This is a genomic window from Pseudomonas sp. CAN1 (assembly GCF_030462585.1).
In the GTDB taxonomy this organism is placed as follows: domain Bacteria; phylum Pseudomonadota; class Gammaproteobacteria; order Pseudomonadales; family Pseudomonadaceae; genus Pseudomonas.
Window position 1 is genome coordinate 1 of record NZ_JASMRU010000088.1, and the last position, 1947, is coordinate 1947.

The window sequence follows — 1947 nt, forward strand, 5'->3', positions numbered from 1 at the left end:
CCGGAGCCGAAGACCTGGACCTTGGCGTCGTTGGCCGTGACGATGGTGCCGACCTGCCAGACGCGGCCCTTACCGGCGCCCTGGGGGAAGTCCATGGCCAAGCGCGGGTTGAACTCCAGTTCCGCCTTGATGGCCTCCAGCATCGTGGCGGCCTGCTCGAAAGCGTCCATGACGATCAGCGGGTAGTGCTTGCGGCCGGTGACCGTGCACCAGATGACGAAAATCTGGCTGACCAGGGTGGACTTGGCGTTGCCACGCGGGGCTGCAATGGCTTCGTGCTGGCCGTCCGGGTGGTCGACCAGCTCGGGCAGACGCTTGTACAGGTAGTCGTGCAGCAGCGCATTGCCGCGCTTCACGTAATGGGGGAAGTAGGTACGGGCGAAGTACTCGTAGTCGTTGCTGGCCCGCTCGCGCCGCGCGGCGCTGGCCTTCGGGTCCGGGTCGAAGCCCGCGACCTCGGCCTCGATCTGGCGGCGAAAATTGCCCGCAAGCTGGGCGATATCGGCCAGGAAGTCCTTGGTGTTAGTCTTCATGGGTCTTAGCCAACACATGGAGCGTCAAGATGGAAGAGCCATTGGTTTTGGGCGTCGAGGAAATGGACCGGATCAAGGACCGCGACTCATTGATAGCGGGCCTGGCCCGTGGCCTGCTGTCCCTGACGGAGGCGCTGGGTAAGAGCGAGGAGGCCCGGAAGGAGATCGAGGCGGCGATGGAGAAGAACTTCGACGACCTACCGGCGGAACTGAATCCCGAGGTGATCGGCTGGGTTAAAGAGGCCATGCAGAAACGCCTCACAGGCCAATAAAGCGTTTAACGTCCAGGGCTCCCACCACGCCCACCAGGCTTGCGGCCGAGGTGGGCTTTTTTTCAGCCGCACTCTCTGCCCCAGAGCGATCCATGTCACAGAGGACGACAGCGCCGCTGCCAGTTTGCGGCCGCAGCTCCATCGAACCGTCAGCACATACCGCGAGCACTTTCGGGCTTTCTTGGCTAATCGACATCATCCAATCTCCTTTGCAATGACTTCCCCAAACGGCTCCAGCACCTCGGCGAACGCCTGGGCGTGTTGCGGGAACCGCTCACGGATGAAACTGGCCAGGCGCTGGAGCACCTCCATGGCGGTGGCCAGCGCCGAGGTTTCGGGCAGGACGCGCTTGGACGCGCTGACCGTCTTGTTGTAGGCGTCGGCCAGGCTGGCGAGCAGTTGCACCTTCACGGCCGGCTTGATTTCGGCGTCCACCTGGATGGCTTCCATGGTCGCCTGGAACTGCATGACCAGGCCGGACAGCACCTGGCGCGCTACTTCCTCCAGACCGCCACCGGCCAGCAGCTGCGCCGACTGCGCCTTGTCCCAGTTATCCCCCTCGGATTCCGCCTGCTGTTTCCAGCGCCTGGCAGTGCCATAGGAGACGCCGAACATGGCGGCCGCGACCTCCAGGCTCTGGCGGTCGAAGACAAAGGCACGGCGCAGGGCGTCGCGGGTTTCTTTGGGGTGCGCCATGGGCTACCTCAGATGCCGAGCTTCATACGCGCCACGGCCAGGCCGCAGGCAACCAGACCACCAGCCAGCGCACCGGCTGCCGAGCCATACAGGACCGCCTTGCGCTCGATCTGAGGGAAGCGCTCTTCGAAGCGCTCCAGGCGGCCGTCGATGCGTTGCAGCAGGTCGTACTCGGGGGAGTTCTTCTTCTCGGTCATCGGATCAGTCCTTTTGAAGGTGTTGCACGGTGTCCCAGTGCAGGCCGGCACAGAGGCCGTATTGGTCGTAGAGCTGTTTCAGGGTGAGCAAGGCGGCATCGGCGCTGTCGTCAGCCGCCGCCACCGGGGTCGGGCACGGTTGAGCCAAGGCCGCTGGTAGTAGCTTTGGCAGCCCGCTGGCGGGCGGTTTCGAGCTGCTGCATGACGTCAGCAGGAAAGCGACAGGCAGCGCGGTCAGCAGCCGTTTCG

The 1947-nt window shown here is 64.2% G+C and carries 5 protein-coding genes and 1 pseudogene; 1 reads left to right on the forward strand and 5 read right to left on the reverse strand.

Annotation, left to right across the window (positions count from 1 at the left end):
- Nucleotides 1-533: pseudogene (locus QO207_RS31385) on the reverse strand (hypothetical protein); the annotation flags it as partial.
- Between the two features lie 29 nt (nt 534-562).
- On the opposite strand from QO207_RS31385, the gene QO207_RS31390 reads away from it, so the two are divergent.
- Nucleotides 563-805 carry a hypothetical protein gene (locus QO207_RS31390; protein ID WP_301536129.1) on the forward strand — a complete coding sequence of 81 codons (243 nt, stop codon included), beginning with the start codon at nt 563-565 and terminating at the stop codon, nt 803-805.
- On the opposite strand, the gene QO207_RS31395 is transcribed toward QO207_RS31390, so the two are convergent.
- The 4 genes from QO207_RS31395 to QO207_RS31410 all read right to left on the reverse strand — a co-directional run.
- The gene (locus tag QO207_RS31395; RefSeq protein ID WP_301536130.1) at nt 792-1001 is read right to left on the reverse strand and encodes a hypothetical protein; all 210 of its coding nucleotides are present in this window, start codon (nt 999-1001) and stop codon (nt 792-794) included. The genes QO207_RS31390 and QO207_RS31395 overlap by 14 nt on opposite strands.
- Nucleotides 1001-1501: a DUF1804 family protein gene (locus QO207_RS31400; RefSeq protein ID WP_301536131.1), complete on the reverse strand. Its 501-nt coding sequence runs from the start codon at nt 1499-1501 to the stop codon at nt 1001-1003. The genes QO207_RS31395 and QO207_RS31400 overlap by 1 nt, the downstream gene beginning before the upstream one ends.
- Nucleotides 1502-1509: 8 nt before the next feature.
- Nucleotides 1510-1698, reverse strand: coding sequence for a hypothetical protein (locus QO207_RS31405; RefSeq protein ID WP_301536116.1), 189 nt, complete (start codon nt 1696-1698; stop codon nt 1510-1512).
- A 4-nt stretch (nt 1699-1702) separates the two neighbouring features.
- A partial coding sequence (locus QO207_RS31410; RefSeq protein WP_301536132.1) for a hypothetical protein occupies nt 1703-1947 on the reverse strand: 245 nt, incomplete at its 5' end.

Bases quoted from the DNA above. Each gene is read 5' to 3' on its own strand.
- QO207_RS31400 (WP_301536131.1), bottom strand. From the start codon at position 1,501: ATGGCGCACCCCAAAGAAACCCGCGACGCCCTGCGCCGTGCCTTTGTC.
- QO207_RS31405 (WP_301536116.1), bottom strand. From the start codon at position 1,698: ATGACCGAGAAGAAGAACTCCCCCGAGTACGACCTGCTGCAACGCATC.
- QO207_RS31390 (WP_301536129.1), top strand. From the start codon at position 563: ATGGAAGAGCCATTGGTTTTGGGCGTCGAGGAAATGGACCGGATCAAG.
- QO207_RS31395 (WP_301536130.1), bottom strand. From the start codon at position 1,001: ATGTCGATTAGCCAAGAAAGCCCGAAAGTGCTCGCGGTATGTGCTGAC.